At 53.1% G+C, this 18,353-nt stretch carries 15 protein-coding genes; 8 read left to right on the plus strand and 7 right to left on the minus strand.

The features are described 5' to 3' along the window. Positions 1–193 precede the first annotated feature (193 nt). Positions 194–2,302 (minus strand): right-handed parallel beta-helix repeat-containing protein, encoded by a 2,109-nt coding sequence (locus tag ACT9TW_RS05245; protein WP_446491804.1) that lies wholly within the window; start codon positions 2,300–2,302, stop codon positions 194–196. A gap of 344 nt (positions 2,303–2,646) precedes the next feature. Between ACT9TW_RS05245 and glmU the strand changes: the two genes are divergently transcribed. The 7 genes from glmU to phoU all read left to right on the plus strand — a co-directional run bounded on the left by glmU (position 2,647) and on the right by phoU (position 10,911). Then, positions 2,647–4,014, plus strand: a complete 1,368-nt coding sequence (gene glmU / locus ACT9TW_RS05250; RefSeq protein ID WP_446491805.1) for a bifunctional UDP-N-acetylglucosamine diphosphorylase/glucosamine-1-phosphate N-acetyltransferase GlmU — start codon at positions 2,647–2,649, stop codon at positions 4,012–4,014. A gap of 154 nt (positions 4,015–4,168) precedes the next feature. Beyond that, positions 4,169–5,998, plus strand: coding sequence for a glutamine--fructose-6-phosphate transaminase (isomerizing) (gene glmS / locus ACT9TW_RS05255; RefSeq protein ID WP_182063070.1), 1,830 nt, complete (start codon positions 4,169–4,171; stop codon positions 5,996–5,998). A gap of 321 nt (positions 5,999–6,319) precedes the next feature. Continuing rightward, the gene (gene pstS, locus ACT9TW_RS05260; protein WP_014072442.1) at positions 6,320–7,360 is read left to right on the plus strand and encodes a phosphate ABC transporter substrate-binding protein PstS; all 1,041 of its coding nucleotides are present in this window, start codon (positions 6,320–6,322) and stop codon (positions 7,358–7,360) included. A 128-nt stretch (positions 7,361–7,488) separates the two neighbouring features. Then, positions 7,489–8,448, plus strand: a complete 960-nt coding sequence (gene pstC, locus ACT9TW_RS05265) for a phosphate ABC transporter permease PstC (RefSeq protein ID WP_182063071.1) — start codon at positions 7,489–7,491, stop codon at positions 8,446–8,448. Then, positions 8,448–9,338: a phosphate ABC transporter permease PstA gene (gene pstA / locus ACT9TW_RS05270; protein ID WP_182063072.1), complete on the plus strand. Its 891-nt coding sequence runs from the start codon at positions 8,448–8,450 to the stop codon at positions 9,336–9,338. The genes pstC and pstA overlap by 1 nt, the downstream gene beginning before the upstream one ends. Before the next feature lie 47 nt (positions 9,339–9,385). Beyond that, positions 9,386–10,159 carry a phosphate ABC transporter ATP-binding protein PstB gene (gene pstB, locus ACT9TW_RS05275; RefSeq protein ID WP_010426574.1) on the plus strand — a complete coding sequence of 258 codons (774 nt, stop codon included), beginning with the start codon at positions 9,386–9,388 and terminating at the stop codon, positions 10,157–10,159. Positions 10,160–10,185: 26 nt separating this feature from the next. Then, complete coding sequence (gene phoU / locus ACT9TW_RS05280) at positions 10,186–10,911, plus strand: phosphate signaling complex protein PhoU (protein ID WP_008500182.1); 726 nt, start codon at positions 10,186–10,188, stop codon at positions 10,909–10,911. A 44-nt stretch (positions 10,912–10,955) separates the two neighbouring features. Here the strand turns inward: phoU and yieH are convergent, their stop codons facing one another. Continuing rightward, the gene (gene yieH / locus ACT9TW_RS05285; protein WP_182063073.1) at positions 10,956–11,621 is read right to left on the minus strand and encodes a 6-phosphogluconate phosphatase; all 666 of its coding nucleotides are present in this window, start codon (positions 11,619–11,621) and stop codon (positions 10,956–10,958) included. 166 nt (positions 11,622–11,787) lie between these two features. On the opposite strand from yieH, the gene adeP reads away from it, so the two are divergent. Further along, positions 11,788–13,125, plus strand: a complete 1,338-nt coding sequence (adeP, locus tag ACT9TW_RS05290) for an adenine permease AdeP (protein ID WP_182063074.1) — start codon at positions 11,788–11,790, stop codon at positions 13,123–13,125. A gap of 90 nt (positions 13,126–13,215) precedes the next feature. Here the strand turns inward: adeP and ACT9TW_RS05295 are convergent, their stop codons facing one another. The 5 genes from ACT9TW_RS05295 to mnmE form a co-directional block, all read right to left on the minus strand. Then, the gene (locus ACT9TW_RS05295; protein WP_446491806.1) at positions 13,216–13,782 is read right to left on the minus strand and encodes an NADPH-dependent FMN reductase; all 567 of its coding nucleotides are present in this window, start codon (positions 13,780–13,782) and stop codon (positions 13,216–13,218) included. A gap of 36 nt (positions 13,783–13,818) precedes the next feature. After that, positions 13,819–14,565, minus strand: coding sequence for a 4'-phosphopantetheinyl transferase family protein (locus ACT9TW_RS05300; RefSeq protein ID WP_446491807.1), 747 nt, complete (start codon positions 14,563–14,565; stop codon positions 13,819–13,821). 141 nt (positions 14,566–14,706) lie between these two features. Further along, the gene (gene yidZ, locus ACT9TW_RS05305) at positions 14,707–15,669 is read right to left on the minus strand and encodes an HTH-type transcriptional regulator YidZ (RefSeq protein ID WP_446491808.1); all 963 of its coding nucleotides are present in this window, start codon (positions 15,667–15,669) and stop codon (positions 14,707–14,709) included. Then, positions 15,638–16,813, minus strand: coding sequence for an MdtL family multidrug efflux MFS transporter (locus tag ACT9TW_RS05310; protein WP_446491809.1), 1,176 nt, complete (start codon positions 16,811–16,813; stop codon positions 15,638–15,640). Before ACT9TW_RS05310 ends, yidZ begins: the two co-directional genes overlap by 32 nt. A gap of 111 nt (positions 16,814–16,924) precedes the next feature. Continuing rightward, positions 16,925–18,289, minus strand: a complete 1,365-nt coding sequence (mnmE, locus tag ACT9TW_RS05315) for a tRNA uridine-5-carboxymethylaminomethyl(34) synthesis GTPase MnmE (RefSeq protein WP_446491810.1) — start codon at positions 18,287–18,289, stop codon at positions 16,925–16,927. Positions 18,290–18,353 lie beyond the last annotated feature (64 nt).

The raw sequence follows: 18,353 nt of genomic DNA on the forward strand, positions 1-18,353 counted from the left end.
ATCACAAAAATGTTGATCGGTTAAAAAATGAGGCGTAGACTCCTTTTTTGTGAAGTGTGTCACAAAATAAACCTCAATAATTCAGGATGCCATCATGAAACTGGTCAACAAAATCATCGCTCTTTTCAGCAACATGAACGTCTCTTTCGGTACGTTCAACCACTAATATGCTGAATGCCGAGTGGCGCCACGCTTACCGTTGTGTGATAAGCGAAGCGCCATCTGGCAGCATTTCTCCACTGCCGTTCACGCTCTTCCCTTTCACGATAAAATAGTTCGACTTATCAATATTTCCCACCACTGCATCATCATATAAGCCTTGTTGCGTCCGCACCGATTTATTCCCGCTAAACACTCCCTGGGTTGATGCATCACCGTATGGGCTGGGCCGGAAGATGAAGTTAAAGCGCAGATTGTCCACCGCGACGTTATTGGCCACCACCAGCGCACCCGGATTGAAGTTGTCAGTAAAACCATCCAGATGATTGCCAATGGCCTTACTGTTGTGAACCTCATGTGCAACCGGCTGCCCTTCGCCGCCAAGTTTGAAACCGTTGCTGGTGTTATTGCGGGCAATTGAATTCTCGATCACCACAACACCGTTAGCACCGTCCTCAATCTTGTTAAACAGGTCAAAGCCGTCATCGACGTTGTCATGGGAATAGCAGTTTTCCAGGCGATTCCCCTCACCTACGCGCATTTTGACGGCAAAACCATCAGCGTTAATTTTCCCCGGATCCTCATTGGCGTACGATTCTGAATCAATTATCCGGTTGTAGCTGGCCCACAGGGGGCGACCAATATTTTCCGGGGAGGAAATTTGGATCCCGGTATCGTCATTGCGGTAAGCCGTGACGTTTTCGATGAGGTTATGGCTACCCTGTACCCGAAGGCTTTTATCCGTTATCTCAATGCCGTTGATATGCCAGTAGCTCGCGTCCACCAGCAAACCCTTTATCACCGCTTTGCCGTCCGCCCGTAGCGTTTTCACCTTATCCGGGTTGCCGCTGGCTGAAAGGGGGATTGCGCTGCGCGGATACTCGCCTGCCTGCAAAACGATTTTCCCACCCTCAGGGAGCAGATTAATGGCGGTATTTAAATCCATCGGCGCGCTTTCACTGCCTTCTGCACCAGCTTTCCCCTCCGGCGAGGCATAGAGCGTTGTTGTCGCGTTGTCTGCGAGTTTTTCCACGCTGAATTGGGTTGCTACCGGTGATGCATTCTCTGTGCTGGTGGGGGTGAAGGTAAGACGAAAATCATTCTTTTCCCCCAGTGTGGCGGGCAGCGTGTACATCTCCCCCGCTTTCACCGGTTTATCGTTACCGATCACCACTTCATTTTGCCAGACGCTGAAAACGCCATCATAGTTAGCGCGTGCCTGTACCAGATACTGCGCAGAGGTGCTCTGGCTGCCGGAGGCAAGTTGCACCACAACAGGTTGAGCTTTGGCCTGCCAGGGGGCAGATTCAAGGGTATGTGCCGGCGATGTGGTAAGCGATGCACCCGTGACGGTGATTTTTGCGTTGCGGGAGGCGAAGAACCCGACGTAATAATGAGCGTTGTCCTGTACCGAGATCAGGTCTGCGCGAGGCACGTTCTGGCTCACCCATTCATCGCTACCTGCGGGCGCCCAGGAGGTAATAAACCCGCTGTTGGTGCGTTCAAGCCTGAGGCGGAATTCTGGCGTTTGCTGTAAATCCACCTCCTCTTTATAACTCTGCTTCTTAATTTCGGCTCCTGCATCTCCCCACGGATGCGAGATCCCTTCACGCGTAATGGTTTGCAGTTTTACCCGGTGATGATCTTTTTTGTCCTGCGTCATGATGACATTCATCACCAGGTTAGATGCTGCAGGAAACTCTTCATAGCCCGCTTTCAGCGGCTGTTGGCGCGCTACGCCTATGATGTCGCGCACCAGCAGCCCGGCACCTTCCTGCGCGGCCGGTTTGGCTCCGTTTTCCGGGCCAAACTGATCCACTTTGACGGTGGCCTGTAAGACAAAGTTTTCCCCTGAAGGAAGCGTGGTATAGAAAAAGGTCAGCCCGTCGTGGGAGTTCGCTATTTTCCCGCCCCGGCTTTCAATCGTGACAGGTTTCGACAAATCAACGGCATCCTGCGGCGCAAGCTTTTTCCCGTCGAGGGTGACATCGTTTACGCCGATTTTGTCTGGCAGTACGTTTGAGGAAAAATTCATGTCCGTTGACTGCCCGAAAGCTATCGCTTTCCAGACATGCTCAGGCTCTGCGGCCGAAGCGGTGAAGGTGCTACACATCATTAGAGCCAGAGGTATTTTATAGTTCATCTTATTCTCCTGAGTGATAATTGAGCGTCATTATCATAAAGATGAAACGGCGTTTCTTTTTTATCTGTCACATTATTCGATTATTAAAACCATGTTTTGATTTTGGCTTATCTTTATTCATGAGGCGAAAGAATAGCTAAGCTGTTGTGAGAGCTTGCGACTTACCGTGAGAATGCTATTTTCAAGAGAAAAAGTGATTTACTCTGCCCTAAAAAGTATCCTCAAATAGCCCGTAAAGCCCTGGGTTGAGCGTTTTAACGACATTCCATTTTATGGCGCAAAATATGTAGAATTTTCAACGTCAAAGGGTTTTACTTCTCACTCAAATTACAGTCAGGACGCGTATGTTGAACAATACGATGAGCGTGGTCATCCTTGCCGCAGGTAAAGGCACCCGCATGTATTCCGATCTTCCGAAGGTGCTGCACACCCTGGCAGGAAAGCCTATGGTGCAGCATGTCATTGATGCCGCTAATGATCTCGGTGCCAGCCAGGTACACTTGGTTTACGGCCACGGCGGCGATCTGCTGAAGCAAACGCTGCGTGATGACAAACTCAACTGGGTACTTCAGGCTGAACAACTGGGTACTGGTCATGCGATGCAGCAGGCTGCCCCGTTCTTCGCGGATGACGAAGACATTCTGATGCTTTACGGCGATGTTCCGCTGATTACCGTCGACACCCTGACTCGCCTGCGTGAAGCGAAACCGCAGGGCGGTATTGGTTTGTTAACCGTCGTACTGGACGATCCGAGCGGCTATGGCCGAATTACCCGTGAAAATGGCAACGTAACGGGTATTGTTGAGCATAAAGATGCCAGCGACGCCCAGCGTCAGATCCAGGAAATCAATACCGGCATCCTGATTGCCAACGGCGCAGATATGAAACGCTGGCTGTCGAAACTGACCAACAACAACGCGCAGGGTGAGTATTACATCACGGATATTATTGCCCTGGCGTACCATGAAGGCCGTGAAATTGCCGCTGTACACCCGGCTCGCATCAGCGAAACCGATGGTGTAAACAACCGGCTGCAACTTTCCCGCCTTGAGCGTATTTATCAGTCTGAGCAGGCGGAAAAACTGCTGCTTGCAGGCGTTATGCTGAGCGATCCAGCGCGTTTTGATCTGCGCGGCACCTTGTCTCACGGGCGCGATGTTGAGATTGATACTAACGTTATCCTTGAAGGCAACGTGACCCTTGGCCATGGCGTTAAAATTGGCACGGGTTGCGTGATTAAGAACAGCGTCATTGGTGATAACTGCGAAATCAGCCCATACAGCGTGGTAGAAGATGCCCATCTGGAAGCGGCGTGCACCATTGGTCCGTTTACGCGCCTGCGCCCTGGCGCTGAGCTGCTGGAAGGCGCGCACGTGGGTAACTTCGTCGAAATGAAAAAAGCGCGGCTGGGTAAAGGCTCTAAAGCCGGTCATTTGACCTATCTGGGCGATGCGGAGATTGGCGATAACGTGAATATTGGTGCAGGAACGATCACCTGTAACTACGACGGTGCTAATAAGTTTAAAACCATCATTGGTGATGATGTGTTTGTCGGCTCTGATACGCAGCTGGTGGCGCCTGTTACCGTTGGTAATGGCGTAACTATTGCCGCAGGAACGACTGTCACGCGTGATGTGGCTGATAACGAGCTGGTGTTAAGCCGTGTGCCGCAGGTTCACAAGCAGGGCTGGAAACGCCCGGTGAAGAAGTAACAGATTTTCGGGACGAGGGGATAATATAATCCCCCTCCCATAAGCAGTACCCATAAATATAACCCCACTCTCTACAAGGCTCGGGGCGCCCGAAAAGGGCAACAACAGGTCAGCGACAACGCATGGCATAGCGCCATAATCAGGAAATCTAACTATGTGTGGAATTGTTGGAGCAGTTGCGCAGCGTGATATTGCTGAAATCCTTCTCGAAGGTTTACGTCGTCTGGAATACCGTGGCTATGACTCTGCTGGTCTGGCTGTGGTGGATGCTGAAGGTCAAATGACCCGTTTGCGTCGTCTGGGTAAAGTGCAGATCCTGGCGCAAGCGGCGGAAGAACACCCGCTGCACGGCGGTACCGGTATTGCGCATACTCGCTGGGCGACGCATGGCGAACCCTCCGAAGGTAACGCACACCCGCATGTGTCTGAACACATTGTGGTGGTGCATAACGGCATTATCGAAAACCACGAACCACTCCGTGAAATGCTGAAAACACGCGGTTATACCTTCGTGTCTGAAACCGACACCGAAGTTATTGCTCACCTGGTTCACTGGGAACTGGAACAGGGCGGCACGCTGCGTGATGCGGTGCTGCGTGCTATTCCTCAGCTGCGCGGTGCATACGGGACGGTTATCATGGATTCCCGTGACCCGAGCACACTGCTTGCTGCACGCTCCGGTAGCCCAATGGTTATCGGCCTTGGCATGGGTGAAAACTTCATCGCATCCGATCAGCTGGCACTGCTGCCAGTGACCCGTCGCTTTATCTTCCTGGAAGAGGGCGATATCGCTGAAGTGACGCGCCGTTCCGTGTCTATCTTTGATAAAGCCGGTACGCAGATCAATCGCCAGGAAATTGAATCCAACCTGCAATACGACGCAGGCGATAAAGGCGCTTACCGTCACTACATGCAGAAAGAGATTTACGAGCAGCCGAACGCCATCAAAAACACCCTGACCGGGCGTATTAGCCACGGCGTGGTGGATCTGAGCGAATTGGGCGACAAGGCGAACGAGCTGCTGTCGAAGGTTGAGCATATTCAGATCGTCGCCTGCGGGACGTCGTATAACTCCGGTATGGTGTCGCGCTACTGGTTTGAATCGCTGGCGGATGTGCCATGCGATGTGGAAATCGCCTCTGAATTCCGCTACCGCAAATCCGCAGTGCGCCGTAACAGCCTGATGATCACCCTTTCCCAGTCTGGTGAAACGGCGGATACCCTGGCGGCGCTGCGTCTGTCCAAAGAGCTGGGCTATCTTGGCTCTCTGGCGATTTGTAACGTGCCGGGATCTTCTTTGGTACGCGAATCCGATCTTGCGCTGATGACCAACGCGGGCACGGAAATTGGTGTCGCATCGACGAAAGCCTTCACTACGCAGCTGACAGTGCTGCTGATGCTGGTGGCGAAACTGGCGCGTCTGAAAGGGCTGGATGCCGCTGTTGAGCAGAACATTGTTCATGGTTTGCAGGCTTTGCCGAGCCGTATTGAGCAGATGCTGTCTCAGGACAAACGTATTGAGCAGCTTGCGGAAGATTTCTCTGACAAACATCACGCGCTGTTCCTGGGGCGTGGCGATCAGTATCCGATTGCGCTGGAAGGCGCGCTGAAGCTGAAAGAGATCTCGTACATCCACGCAGAAGCCTATGCGGCAGGTGAGCTGAAACACGGCCCTCTGGCGCTGATTGATGCGGATATGCCGGTTATCGTCGTTGCGCCAAACAACGAACTGCTGGAAAAACTGAAGTCCAACATTGAAGAAGTGCGCGCCCGTGGCGGTGTACTGTACGTCTTTGCTGATAAGGATGCCGGTTTCACCAGCAACGACAACATGCACATCATCGAGATGCCGCATGTGGAAGAGGTGATTGCACCTATCTTCTACACCGTTCCGCTGCAATTACTGGCTTATCACGTTGCGCTTATCAAAGGCACCGACGTTGACCAGCCACGTAACCTGGCGAAATCTGTGACGGTTGAATAATCATCTCAGGCTCCACCTTCGGGTGGAGCTTTTTTACCCTTCCTGGTTTGTTTTTAATCAATTCTTTCCCATTTTTATTTATGACAATCTGTCATCTTCAGCTACTTTTTTCAGTGTCACATAAAGAAAATATTACTGAAAACATACTGTCATGTTTGTGGCTATCTAATTGATACGTTTGATAATTTTTACTGACTTTTAAGTTAAACTTTTGTTGTCATAAAACTGTCATAATTCGTACATTTATCTGTCACCTGTTTGTCCTATTTTGCTCATCGTAGCCACTAAACAACGATTTACGAAAATCTTGCAGGAGACATTATGAAAGTTATGCGTACCACTGTCGCAACTGTTGTCGCCGCGACCTTATCTCTGAGCGCTTTCTCTGTATTCGCAGAGGCAAGCCTGACTGGTGCCGGTGCAACCTTCCCTGCGCCGGTGTATGCCAAATGGGCGGATACTTACCAGAAAGAAACGGGTAACAAGGTTAACTACCAGGGTATCGGCTCCTCCGGTGGCGTTAAACAAATTACCGCTAACACCGTTGATTTCGGCGCATCAGATGCTCCACTGACTGATGAAAAACTGGCTCAGGAAGGCCTGTTCCAGTTCCCTACCGTTATCGGTGGTGTGGTTCTGGCAATCAACCTGCCGGGCGTGAAGTCTGGTGAGTTGGTGCTGGACGGCAAAACACTGGGTGACATCTACCTGGGCAAAATCAAAAAATGGGATGACGAAGCCATTGCTAAACTCAACCCAGGCCTGAAACTGCCTTCTCAGAACATCGCTGTGGTTCGCCGCGCAGATGGTTCTGGTACCTCTTTCGTCTTCACCAGCTACCTGGCGAAAGTGAACGAAGAGTGGAAATCTAAAGTCGGTTCTGGCTCTACCGTTAACTGGCCAACCGGTTTGGGCGGTAAAGGTAACGACGGTATCGCGGCATTCGTACAGCGTCTGCCAGGCTCTATCGGTTATGTAGAATACGCTTACGCTAAGCAGAACAACCTGGCTTACACCAAGCTGCTGTCTGCTGACGGCAAGCCAGTAAGCCCGACTGAAGAGAACTTTGCTAACGCTGCTAAAGGCGCTGACTGGAGCAAATCCTTTGCACAGGATCTGACTAACCAGAAAGGAGAAGGCGCATGGCCAATCACCTCTACCACGTTCATTCTGGTTCACAAAGAGCAGAAGAAACCTGAGCAGGGTACTGAAGTGCTGAAGTTCTTCGACTGGGCATACAAAAACGGCAACAAACAGGCTAACGACCTGGATTACGCCAGCCTGCCGGATAGCGTGGTTGAGCAGATTCGTGCTGCATGGAAGACCAACGTGAAAGACAGCAGCGGTAAAGCGCTGTACTAACAGGATATATTTAACGAAGATGGCGGGTGGCGCTGCGCTTACCCGCCCTACGGTTTACTCTGTAGGCCCGGTAAGCGTCAGCACCACCGGGCATATTCGTAAAAACGTCTCAAACAGAAGAGTGATTTATGGCTGCAACCAAGCCTGCATTTAACCCTCCGGGTAAAAAAGGTGACATGATTTTCAGCGCGCTGGTAAAACTGGCTGCGCTGATTGTGCTATTGCTGCTGGGCGGCATTATCGTGTCCCTGATTTTCTCATCCTGGCCGAGCATCCAGAAATTTGGATTCTCTTTCCTGTGGACGAAAGAGTGGGATGCACCGAACGACATCTACGGTGCGCTGGTGCCGATTTACGGCACGCTGGTGACCTCGTTCATTGCTCTGCTGATCGCTGTTCCGGTCAGTTTTGGTATTGCCCTGTTCCTGACGGAACTGGCGCCTAACTGGCTGAAGCGTCCGCTTGGTATCGCCATCGAACTGCTGGCGGCTATCCCGAGTATCGTGTACGGCATGTGGGGCCTGTTTATCTTTGCTCCGCTGTTTGCGAAATACTTCCAGGAGCCGGTGGGCAATGTCCTGTCCTCTATCCCGTTTGTGGGGGCGCTGTTCTCTGGCCCGGCATTCGGTATCGGTATTCTGGCTGCGGGTGTGATCCTCGCCATCATGATTATTCCGTACATTGCGGCCGTTATGCGCGATGTCTTCGAACAAACCCCGGTGATGATGAAAGAGTCGGCTTACGGCATCGGCTGCACCACCTGGGAAGTTATCTGGCGCATTGTTCTTCCGTTCACCAAAAATGGGGTGATCGGTGGTGTTATGTTGGGATTAGGTCGTGCACTGGGAGAAACCATGGCGGTGACCTTTATCATCGGTAATACCTACCAGCTCGACAGCGCATCGCTCTACATGCCAGGTAACAGCATTACATCAGCCCTGGCTAACGAATTTGCTGAGGCGGAATCCGGGCTGCACGTTGCTGCTCTGATGGAACTGGGTCTGATTCTGTTTGTTATCACCTTCATTGTTCTGGCGATTTCCAAGCTGATGATTATGCGTTTGGCTAAGAACGAGGGGGCACGTTAATGGCGACTCTCGAAATGCAAAGCACCGCTGAGCTGGCGGAATCCCGCCGCAAAATGCAGGCCAAGCGCCGAGTGAAAAACCGTATTGCGCTGACGCTCTCTATGGCGACGATGGCATTCGGTCTGTTCTGGCTGGTCTGGATCCTCTTCTCTACCGTTGTGCGCGGTATTGACGGTATGTCACTGGCGCTGTTTACCGAAATGACGCCACCACCGAACACCGCGGGTGGCGGCCTGGCGAACGCCCTGGCGGGCAGCGGCCTGTTGATCCTGTGGGCTACGGTCGTTGGGACACCGCTTGGCATTATGGCGGGGATCTACCTGGCAGAATATGGTCGTAAATCCTGGCTTGCAGAAGTGATTCGCTTCATTAACGACATTCTGCTCTCTGCACCTTCTATCGTGGTCGGCCTGTTCGTTTACACCATTGTGGTGGCGCAGATGGAACACTTCTCCGGCTGGGCTGGCGTTATTGCGCTGGCGCTGTTGCAGGTGCCCATCGTCATCCGTACCACCGAAAACATGCTGAAACTGGTGCCTGATAGCCTGCGTGAAGCGGCCTATGCACTGGGAACACCAAAATGGAAAATGATCTCCGCGATTACGCTGAAAGCGTCAATCTCCGGGATCATGACTGGCGTCCTGCTGGCCGTTGCCCGTATTGCGGGTGAAACGGCTCCGCTGCTGTTTACTTCGCTCTCCAACCAGTTCTGGAGTACGGACATGATGCAGCCTATCGCTAACCTGCCGGTCACCATCTTTAAATTTGCGATGAGCCCGTTCGCGGAGTGGCAGCAGCTGGCCTGGGCCGGGGTGCTGATCATTACCCTTTGCGTTCTGTTGCTGAACATTCTGGCGCGCGTCATTTTCGCGAAGAAGAAACACGGTTAATTTTTTACGGCGCGGCACATCGCGGCGTCGAATGAGGAAATGAGTCAATGAGTATGGTTGATACTGCCCCGGGTAAGATTCAGGTTCGTGATTTGAACTTCTACTACGGCAAATTCCATGCCCTGAAGAATATCAACCTGGATATCGCGAAGAACCAGGTCACGGCATTCATCGGTCCATCTGGCTGTGGTAAATCCACCCTGCTGCGTACCTTTAACAAGATGTATTCGCTCTATCCGGAACAGCGCGCAGAAGGCGAGATCATTCTGGATGGCGAAAACATTCTGACCCAGGCCCAGGATATTGCCCTGCTGCGTGCGAAAGTGGGCATGGTGTTCCAGAAGCCTACGCCGTTCCCGATGTCGATTTACGACAACATCGCCTTTGGCGTGCGTCTGTTTGAAAAGCTCTCCCGTGCTGATATGGACGAGCGCGTGCAGTGGGCTTTGACCAAGGCCGCATTATGGAACGAAACCAAAGATAAGTTGCACCAGAGCGGTTACTCTCTCTCCGGTGGTCAGCAGCAGCGTCTGTGCATTGCGCGTGGTATCGCCATTCGCCCTGAAGTGTTGCTGCTGGATGAGCCGTGTTCAGCCCTGGACCCGATCTCAACCGGGCGTATTGAAGAGCTGATCACCGAGCTGAAACAGGATTACACCGTGGTTATCGTGACCCACAACATGCAGCAGGCTGCGCGTTGTTCCGATCACACGGCGTTTATGTACCTGGGCGAGTTGATTGAGTTCAGCGATACGGACGCGCTGTTCACCAGGCCCGCGAAGAAACAAACCGAAGATTATATTACTGGCCGCTACGGTTGATTTGCCTTAGTGCATGTGGAGAAACCATGGACAACCTCAATCTTAATAAACACATTTCCGGCCAGTTCAACGCAGAGCTGGAAAGCATCCGCACTCAGGTGATGACCATGGGTGGCATGGTCGAGCAGCAGCTTTCTGATGCGATCACGGCGATGCACAACCAGGACAGCGAACTGGCGAAGCGCGTTATCGAAGGCGACAAAAACGTCAACATGATGGAAGTGGCGATCGACGAAGCCTGCGTACGTATTATCGCCAAGCGTCAGCCGACGGCGAGCGACCTGCGTCTGGTGATGGCTATCATCAAAACCATCGCCGAGCTGGAACGTATTGGTGACGTTGCGGATAAAATCTGCCGCACTGCGCTGGAGAAGTTCTCTCAGCAGCACCAGCCGCTGCTGGTGAGCCTGGAGTCGCTGGGACGCCACACCGTGCAGATGCTGCATGACGTACTGGATGCCTTCGCGCGTATGGATCTGGACGAAGCGGTACGTATTTACCGTGAAGACAAGAAAGTCGACCAGGAATACGAAGGCATTGTGCGTCAGCTGATGACCTACATGATGGAAGATTCACGTACGATCCCAAGCGTACTGACCGCGCTGTTCTGCGCGCGCTCTATCGAGCGTATTGGCGACCGCTGCCAGAACATTTGCGAATACATCTTCTACTTCGTGAAGGGGCAGGATTTCCGTCACGTGGGCGGCGACGAGCTGGACAAGCTGCTGGCAGGTAAAGATCCGAAAGAGTGATGTTTGTGGCGGGTAGCGCTAACGCTTACCCGCCCTACATTCACTTAACGCGTAATATCCCACCCGCGCGCCTTCCACAGCTCTGGCAGTTGCGCCAGTTCGGTAAAGGTCGTCACTTTTGGATGATCGATCGGTTTGTTATGTGGGTCAGCGCAGAAGTAAAACACTTCCATTCCCGCATCGATCCCTGACTGTGCGCCAGCAGACGAGTCATCCACCAGAATGCAGTTTTCTACGTTGACGTTCATCGCCTTCGCCGCGTGGAACATCAGCGCCGGGTCTGGCTTCCAGCGCTGGATATCGTAGCCGCTAAACAGTTTTTCCGGGAAATGGTGCAACATCTCAAGCTTACCCAGCGAGTGCTGCATTTTGCTGACCGGACCATTGGATACCACGCAGATTGGCACTGTCATCGCATCCAGAAGCGCATTTGCTCCGGCAATGACCTCCAGCTCCGAGTCGAACAGGCGTGCGACCTCGGCGCGGTAAACAGGCTCCAGAGCGGCTTTTGCCAGCGCCACGCTATGCTCTTCATTAATGATGTCGATGATCTCGTACAGTTTCACGCCCTTAAAGCGTTTGAACACCTCTTCGAGATCGAGCGTAATGCCAAATTCCTGAAACATGGAGACATACGCACGGGAACAAATGACCTCACTGTCGACAAGCGTACCGTCGCAGTCGAAAAATACCGCCTCAATTCCGGACATGCCTTTCCCTTTTAACAAGTTTAACGTTTACGTGGTGCAGTTTTACGACACGCAATCGTTGCCGTATAAGCAAATTCAATGAAAAAAAGTACCCTATAACCGCCCTTATTGTCGCATTTTGGTATAGGATAGCGACGAATTTTCCCTCCTTGTTCGGAAATTGATGATGAGTCAACAACACACTACCCAGACATCTGGTCAGGGTCTGCTTGAGCGCGTGTTTAAACTGCGCGAGCACGGCACAACGGCACGCACCGAAGTGATCGCCGGTTTCACCACCTTCCTGACGATGGTTTATATCGTTTTTGTTAACCCACAAATTCTGGGCGTTGCTGGCATGGATACCAGCGCCGTCTTCGTAACCACCTGTCTTATCGCGGCCCTCGGCAGTATTCTGATGGGTGTATTCGCGAACCTGCCAGTTGCGCTGGCACCGGCAATGGGGCTGAATGCCTTCTTCGCGTTTGTTGTGGTTCAGGCGATGGGCCTGCCGTGGCAAGTGGGGATGGGTGCTATTTTCTGGGGCGCGATTGGCCTGCTGCTCCTGACCATTTTCCGCGTACGTTACTGGATGATTGCCAATATTCCTGTGAGCCTGCGTGTGGGTATCACCAGCGGTATTGGTCTGTTTATCGGGATGATGGGCCTGAAAAACGCCGGGGTTATCGTGGCCAACCCGGATACGCTGGTAAGCATCGGTCATCTGACATCGCACAACGTTCTGCTGGGCGTGCTGGGCTTCTTTATCATCGCGATTCTGGCGTCCCGTAACATTCATGCGGCGGTGCTGGTTTCCATCGTGGTGACAACGCTGCTGGGCTGGATGCTGGGTGATGTTCACTACACCGGCATCGTCTCTGCGCCACCGAGTGTTTCCACTGTGATTGGTCACGTTGATCTGGCGGGCTCCCTGAATCTGGGTCTGGCGGGCGTGATTTTCTCCTTCATGCTGGTAAACCTGTTCGACTCCTCCGGTACGCTGATCGGTGTGACCGACAAAGCAGGCCTGGCAGATGAGAAGGGCAAATTCCCGCGCATGAAGCAGGCGCTGTTCGTTGACAGTATTTCTTCCGTTGCGGGCTCCTTTATCGGCACCTCTTCTGTTACCGCTTACATTGAATCCTCATCCGGGGTTTCTGTTGGTGGTCGTACTGGTCTGACAGCCGTAGTTGTCGGTATTCTGTTCCTGCTGGTGATTTTCCTTTCTCCGCTGGCGGGGATGGTGCCACCGTATGCGGCTGCAGGTGCGCTGATTTATGTGGGCGTGCTGATGACATCCAGCCTGTCACGCGTGAAGTGGGATGATTTAACCGAAGCGGTTCCCGCGTTTATTACTGCAGTAATGATGCCGTTCAGCTTCTCGATTACCGAAGGTATCGCGCTGGGCTTTATCTCTTACTGTGTGATGAAGCTCGGTACCGGTCGTTTCCGCGACCTCAGCCCATGCGTCATCGTTGTGGCGCTGCTGTTTGTGCTGAAGATTGTGTTCATCGACGCCAAATAAACAGCAAGCCCTTTTCGAAGAAAAGGGCTTTAGTGTTTGCACCCTCTCCCGTGGGAGAGGGCTGGGGTGAGGGCATCAGGCCTCTCCAGTCTACGCTTTCACCCGCTTAATATAATCACCAAACGCCGTCAGCTGACCTGCCAGATGATCCCGCGTGCTTTGATCAACCACTTCACCCGTCTGCGCGTCGACCTTGTTCTGAATCACACCGCCCATAAATTCCGGCTTGTTCATCACCATTGCATCCAGGAATACCAAAATCTGGCGCAGATGATACTGGCAGCGCGCGCCGCCAATGGCACCCATAGAGCTGGTCTGAATCAACACGGGCTTACCTGACAGCGGCTGCTGGGGTAAACGGGATAACCAGTCAATCGCGTTCTTCAGGCCGCCTGGCACAGAATAGTTATACTCTGGCGTAACGATAACGACGCCGTCAGCCTGGCGAATCTGCTCTGCCAGCGCTTCGACGCTCTGTGGAAAACCGTCTTCCTGCTGAACATCGGCATCGTACAGTGGGATATCACCAATAGACGCCAGCGCTGAAACGTCCATTCCTGCCGGAGCCAGCTGTGGAAGAGAACGGGCAACCATCCCGTTAAATGAACCTTTGCGCAGGCTTCCCAGTAACGTAACAACTTTCAACGTATCAGACATGATTACTCCTTTTTCATCATGATGGCCCTGGATGGGTCAGTTAAGGGTAAGTGCTTTTTCTGCCGGTAAACTGGTTAATCTCATTAAACGTGCGGCAGGTTCATTAGCGCGCGCCGGGACATCAGGAAGACTATGCCACCCGCGTCCACTGTCAAATTCCCAAATTTTGAGGCGTTCAATGGCCGGTGTAACGGCAATTGACCAAATCAGAACATCTTCCGCATCACTGAGCGCTTCAACCAGTGCCGCTTTTGAGGCTCGCAGCCGGCCTGAGCCGGGTAACAACTGAAGCAGCCGGGCATCATCAGAGGCGCAGCCTGATAATTTACGAATACTCTGGCGCAGCGTGATGAGCTGCGCCTTTGCTTCACTGGGATCGTTCTGGTTACGGATCCACAGTTTTTCGTTGCTTGAGAGCGGATACTCATCAAGCGTATTCACCCCCAGGAAGCCGTTGGTTGCTCGCTGGAGTTCCATATCCAGCCCGCAGTCGCCTTCGGTGGTGAGGGCAACGCCAATAATGTTGCCTGTGTAAGAGATAGAAAAGCGGGGAAGTTCCGGGTCAGCAAAGACCGGGCGACCTTCTGGCTGGGTGATGATATCTGGCAGCTCGCTGGTGCCGTACAGCATAAACATCAGTTCAGCGAGCAAGGCTCTTGAGGCTAAAAAGCGCGTCCGTCGATGTTCGGGGAGTTTGAGTGCCTCAGTGTGACATGCTGAAGAAATTCTGGCCGATACGAGGCGTCCTTCTGTGAGTGTCCCTCTTGCAAAGTGCGTTGCCATTTTTCGCTCCTTGATAATGGTCGTATTCGGTTAAACGGTTACATCATTATCGCTTAACTTCTCTTCTGTTTTAATCAGTAAATGGGAGTAAGAGAAGCCTGAGGACCGAACTTTACATTTTCTTAGGCAAAAATTGGATCGCTAGCTCAGTGGGGAGCCATACAGTGCCTTGATCGTCTCTCTGAGCCAGAGGATTTTCGGGTTGTGGCTGTTACGTTTATGCCAGATAAGCGTGAAGGGCACGGTCAGCTTTTCTGCCAGTGCTTCATCGACGGGAATGGGGAGTGTAATCAGCTTACGCTGGTGGAGTTGATTGTAGTGATGGCAGTAGTACGGAGCGGTGGCAATATAGTTATGCCCCGGCTGCGCTGCCATAAACATCGACTGCTCGAACCCGGGCAGGCTCATGGCGATATTCCGCTCGCGACCCATCTCTCTTAGCACTTCATCGAGTGCCCAGGTATCGCTACGTTCCCAGTAAACACTGATATGCGGGTAGCGCAGGAAGGTGTCGAGATCCCACTTTTCCTGAAGCGCCGGGTGATCTTCGCGCAGATAAACACAAGGACGGTCGCTGAACAGGATTTCATAGTCGATAAACCACGGCATCAGCTTAAGCAGTTCGCGGGAGCGTGGGTGCGTTTCGCGCCCGGTAAAACCGAGATCAACCTCTCCGCGCGTAATCGCGTCCAGCGAATCGTAATCCCACTGTCGCATCTTTACCGTGGCCTGTGGATAGCGTTGATTCACCTGCTCCAGCAGGGTATTGAAGCGGATCAGCATCAGCGGCGTTTCCGCCGCCATTTCGAATGTCAGGCCGCCAGGAGAGTCATGGTGGAATTTATCGAGGATCTGATTGCCAATCTGCATCCAGTCGGCTAGATCTTGCTCAAGACTCACAGTCAGCGGCGTAGGCAGCAGCCCCAGCGGGGTTTTCACAAACAGCGGGTCCTCAAACCAGTCACGCAATTTCGCCAGCGATTTACTCACTGCCGACGGCGTAACGTTCATCCGCTTTGCGGCTTTGGTTACGCTGCGTTCCTGCAACAGAAGTTGCAGGGTTAACAACAGGTTAAGATCCAGGCTGCTGATGGGCTTCTTCATAATGTGCGGCGGTCTGTATCACCATAAGTAAAAGAATGCAGAGTATGCTACAGCCAATCAGTATCCCGATCAGCATATTCAGCGCGTTAAGACCAAGAACGGCCGCCAGCCAAATCCACAATGAAGAACCGCAGACCTGGGCAATACCCAGTACCGAGCTTGCTACGCCTGCGCGCAGTGAGAATGGGCCAAGTGCCTGGCTCATTGCCACACCAAAACCAACGGAGAATCCGGCGCAGATTAGGGTAATGCCTGCCAGCATAAAGGCGTGTGCGTTTGTCGTGGCCAGAATCACGCCCGCCGCCAGGAACAGCACCTGAGAAGTGAGCATCAGCGTGCGCTGACGGAAAACATTCAGGGCGAAAGGTGTTGAGAACGAAACGGCCATGCTGACCAACGCCGTTGCTGCCATCACTGTAGAATATTCCCCGCGATCAAATCCCATCGTCTCCATCAGCAGTACCGGGGAAACGTTTACATAGGTCAGGATCACCGCCACGCTCAGGGTCGTGATGAGCAAACGGCTGATGAAAAAGCGATTCAGGAGCTTTTCCGCCGGGTTAATCGTCGCGTTATACCCTGCATTCTGCGCGCCTGGATGCGTTTCTTTAAGCACCACGGCAGACAGAATAAAGACCAGCCCGCCCATCGCCGCCATTGTCCAGAACAGGCTCTGCCACGGGAACTTGAGCATAATCAGATAGCCCACAACGGGTGCCAGCACGGGAATAATGCAGGTGATGCCGTTCAGCATTGAAAGCACTTTGGCGCGTCGCTGGGCATTTAAGGTATCGCGCAGAATGGCAAAGGCCACCACGTAGCAGCCGCCAGCGCCAATACCCTGAATAAAGCGTCCGGCCAGGAACAGGCTACTGTCCTGAGCCATTGAACACAGAACAGAAGCCAGCGCAAAAATCACTGCACCGGTAATGGCTACAGGCTGCCGGCCCGCTTTGTCCGCAATTTTTCCGGCAAATACCATCGATGACGCCATCCCTGCGAGATAGGCCGAAAACGCAATATGCAGCTGTGCTTCGCTGGCGCCCAGATCGCGGGCGATGTGCGGTAAACCCACCAGATACATATCAATACCTGACGGATAAAGCAGAACCAGCGCAAAACTACAAAACAGAAAACGAGCCATAGATCCCCCATAGATGCAGGCAAGAAGAATAGGGGGAGAAAGGGGAAGAAGCGAGTTGCCATTTGGACAATGGTGATTTCCTGGGAGGAAATCACCCTGTATTTGCGAACGCTATTTACCAATACAGAAACTGGAGAAAATCCGTCCCAGCAAATCATCCGAGGTGAACTCCCCGGTGATCTCGCTCAGATTCTGCTGCGCCAGACGCAGCTCTTCCGCCAGCAGTTCACCTGCCCAGGCACCGATCAGCTGTGCTTTACCCTGAACAAGATGGTTTGCCGCCTCTTCCAGCGCCTGCAGATGACGGCGGCGCGCCAGGAAGCCGCCTTCCATGCTGGTGTCGAAACCCATACTCTGTTTGAGATGGTTACGCAGGTCGTCCACGCCTTCACCAGTACGGGCCGACAGGCGGATCAGTGAGTGACCATTCACATCGCTGATGCCCAGCGTTTCGCCAGTTACATCCGCTTTGTTACGCACCACGGTGATGGGCAGTTTGGCTGGCAGACGGGCGATAAAGTCCGGCCAGATGTCCGCCGGGTCAACGGCAGCAGTGGTGGTGCCATCCACCATAAACAGGACGCGATCGGCTTGCTCGATTTCCTGCCAGGCGCGTTCAATACCGATACGTTCCACTTCATCACTCGCATCGCGTAACCCGGCGGTATCGATGATGTGCAGTGGCATCCCGTCGATATGAATATGCTCGCGCAGTACGTCACGCGTTGTCCCGGCAATATCGGTCACGATCGCCGCTTCACGTCCCGCCAGGGCATTCAACAGGCTCGATTTCCCGGCGTTAGGGCGACCAGCGATAACAACCTTCATCCCTTCACGCAGCAGGCTGCCCTGGCGTGCTTCGGCGCGTACTGCGTCGAGGTCGGCCATCACGCTGTTAAGCTGCGCTTCGATTTTGCCATCAGAAAGGAAATCAATCTCTTCGTCAGGGAAGTCGATAGCGGCTTCGACGTAGATCCTGAGGTGAGTAAGTGCTTCCACAAGGTGGTTCACGCGTGCGGAAAATGCGCCCTGAAGCGAGTTAAGAGCAGAGCGTGCAGCTTGTTCGGAGCTGGCGTCGATCAGGTCGGCAATCGCCTCGGCTTGTGCCAGATCGAGTTTGTCGTTCAGGAACGCACGTTCGGAAAACTCACCCGGTTTTGCGATACGCAGGCCAGGCAGGGTCAGAATACGTTTTAACAGCAAATCGAGGATAACCGGGCCACCGTGACCCTGTAGTTCCAGCACGTCTTCACCGGTAAAGGAGTTCGGGCCGGGGAACCACAGCGCAATACCCTGGTCCAGCGCAGTACCGTCGGCATCTTTAAATGGCAGATAGTCGGCATAGCGTGGTTTTGGCAGTTTGCCCAGCACGGCTTCGGCAACCTCGCATGCCTTGAGGCCGGAGATGCGCAATATACCTACACCACCGCGTCCCGGTGGGGTTGCCTGGGCGACGATAGTGTCGTTATGGCTCATGGTTTGTCTCTACTGTGTTGCAATAAAAAAGGCGGTCAATCGACCGCCCTTATTTTAGCGTTAA

Source organism: Enterobacter sp. C4G1, assembly GCF_052886895.1.

Coding starts and splice junctions, on each gene's coding strand:
- ACT9TW_RS05310 (WP_446491809.1), bottom strand. CDS start 16,813: ATGGCTCGTTTTCTGTTTTGTAGTTTTGCGCTGGTTCTGCTTTATCCG.
- pstS (WP_014072442.1), top strand. CDS start 6,320: ATGAAAGTTATGCGTACCACTGTCGCAACTGTTGTCGCCGCGACCTTA.
- glmU (WP_446491805.1), top strand. CDS start 2,647: ATGTTGAACAATACGATGAGCGTGGTCATCCTTGCCGCAGGTAAAGGC.
- ACT9TW_RS05245 (WP_446491804.1), bottom strand. CDS start 2,302: ATGAACTATAAAATACCTCTGGCTCTAATGATGTGTAGCACCTTCACC.
- yidZ (WP_446491808.1), bottom strand. CDS start 15,669: ATGAAGAAGCCCATCAGCAGCCTGGATCTTAACCTGTTGTTAACCCTG.
- pstC (WP_182063071.1), top strand. CDS start 7,489: ATGGCTGCAACCAAGCCTGCATTTAACCCTCCGGGTAAAAAAGGTGAC.
- phoU (WP_008500182.1), top strand. CDS start 10,186: ATGGACAACCTCAATCTTAATAAACACATTTCCGGCCAGTTCAACGCA.
- ACT9TW_RS05295 (WP_446491806.1), bottom strand. CDS start 13,782: ATGTCTGATACGTTGAAAGTTGTTACGTTACTGGGAAGCCTGCGCAAA.
- ACT9TW_RS05300 (WP_446491807.1), bottom strand. CDS start 14,565: ATGGCAACGCACTTTGCAAGAGGGACACTCACAGAAGGACGCCTCGTA.
- glmS (WP_182063070.1), top strand. CDS start 4,169: ATGTGTGGAATTGTTGGAGCAGTTGCGCAGCGTGATATTGCTGAAATC.
- pstB (WP_010426574.1), top strand. CDS start 9,386: ATGAGTATGGTTGATACTGCCCCGGGTAAGATTCAGGTTCGTGATTTG.
- mnmE (WP_446491810.1), bottom strand. CDS start 18,289: ATGAGCCATAACGACACTATCGTCGCCCAGGCAACCCCACCGGGACGC.
- yieH (WP_182063073.1), bottom strand. CDS start 11,621: ATGTCCGGAATTGAGGCGGTATTTTTCGACTGCGACGGTACGCTTGTC.
- pstA (WP_182063072.1), top strand. CDS start 8,448: ATGGCGACTCTCGAAATGCAAAGCACCGCTGAGCTGGCGGAATCCCGC.
- adeP (WP_182063074.1), top strand. CDS start 11,788: ATGAGTCAACAACACACTACCCAGACATCTGGTCAGGGTCTGCTTGAG.